Raw genomic sequence first — 1,494 nt, forward strand, 5'->3', positions numbered from 1 at the left:
ACAGAGTCCATGCACGGCGCGGGCTCTCCCCAGGCCCAGCGCATCATGATCGCCCGCCAGGGCAACCTCCAGGCCAAGAAGCAGATGGCCAAGGAGATCGCGGGTATCGAGCAAGTCCAAGACTGATTGAAAATAGGAGGCCAAAAAAGCCATGAACGCATATCTCACCAGCGTGATCGAGAACGTGAAGAAAAAGCACGGCAACGAGCCGGAGTTCGTACAGACGGTGGAGGAGGTGTTCTCCTCTCTGGAGCCGGTGATTGAGAAGCACCCGGAGTATGAGAAGGTGGACCTGCTGAACCGGATGGTGGAGCCGGAGCGGATGTTCACCTTCCGGGTGTCCTGGGAGGATGACCGGGGCCAGTGGCACACGAACATCGGCTACCGGTGCCAGTTCAACGGCGCGCTGGGGCCCTACAAGGGCGGCCTGCGGTTCCAGGCCAACGTGTATCCCGGCATCATCAAATTCCTGGGCTTTGAGCAGATCTTCAAGAACTCCCTGACGGGCCTGCCCATCGGCGGCGGCAAGGGCGGCGCGGACTTCGACCCGGCGGGGAAGTCGGACGCGGAGATCATGCGGTTCTGCCAGGCGTACATGCAGGCGCTGTACCGGTACATCGGGCCGGATGTGGACGTGCCCGCCGGGGACATGGGCGTGGGCGGCCGGGAGATCGGGTATCTCTTCGGCGAGTACCGGCGGCTGAAGGGGGCCTGGGAGAACGGTGTGCTGACGGGCAAGGGGTTTTCTTACGGCGGCAGCCTGATCCGGCCGGAGGCCACGGGCTACGGCGCGGTATACTATCTCCAGAACGTGCTGGAGCACGAGGGAGAGCGGATCGCGGGCAAGACCATCGCCTGCGCGGGCTTCGGCAACGTGACCTGGGGCATCTGTAAGAAGGCCACGCAGCTGGGGGCCAAGGTGGTGACATTGTCCGGCCCGGACGGATATATCTATGATCCGGACGGCGTAGCCACGGAGGAGAAGATCGCGTATCTGGTGGAGATGCGCTCCAGCGGCCGCAACCGGGTACAGGACTATGCGGAGAAGTTCGGCGTGGAATTCTTCCCCGGTGAGAAGCCCTGGGGCGTGAAGGCGGATGTGGTGATGCCCTCGGCCATGCAGAACGACGTGCACATGGAGCAGGCGAAGCAGATCGCGGCCAACGGCGTGAAGTACTACATTGAGGTGGCGAACATGCCCACCACCAACGACGCGCTGCGGTTCTTGATGGAGCAGCCCGGGATGATCGTGGCGCCCAGCAAGGCGGTGAACGCAGGCGGCGTGGCCACCAGCGCACTGGAGATGGCGCAGAACAGCGAGCGGCTGGTGTGGACGGCGGAAGAGGTGGACGCGCAGCTGCACCGGATCATGAACACCATCTACCAGATGAGCGTGGACGCGGCCGCGGAGTACGGCTTGGGCTACAACCTGGTGGCAGGCGCCAACATCGCCGGCTTCAAGCGGGTGGCTGAGGCCATGATGGAGCAGGGCGT

General features: G+C 63.7%; 2 protein-coding genes. Both read left to right on the forward strand.

Going from position 1 to position 1,494, the window contains the following annotated elements; all coding sequences use genetic code 11:
• On the forward strand, positions 1-126 hold a 126-nt coding region (locus tag ACZM22_RS11135; protein WP_489544121.1), incomplete at its 5' end, for a 4-hydroxyphenylacetate 3-hydroxylase C-terminal domain-containing protein.
• A 25-nt stretch (positions 127-151) separates the two neighbouring features.
• A partial coding sequence (gdhA, locus tag ACZM22_RS11140; RefSeq protein ID WP_489544120.1) for an NADP-specific glutamate dehydrogenase occupies positions 152-1,494 on the forward strand: 1,343 nt, incomplete at its 3' end.

The sequence above is a fragment of the Vescimonas sp. genome (assembly GCF_057856985.1).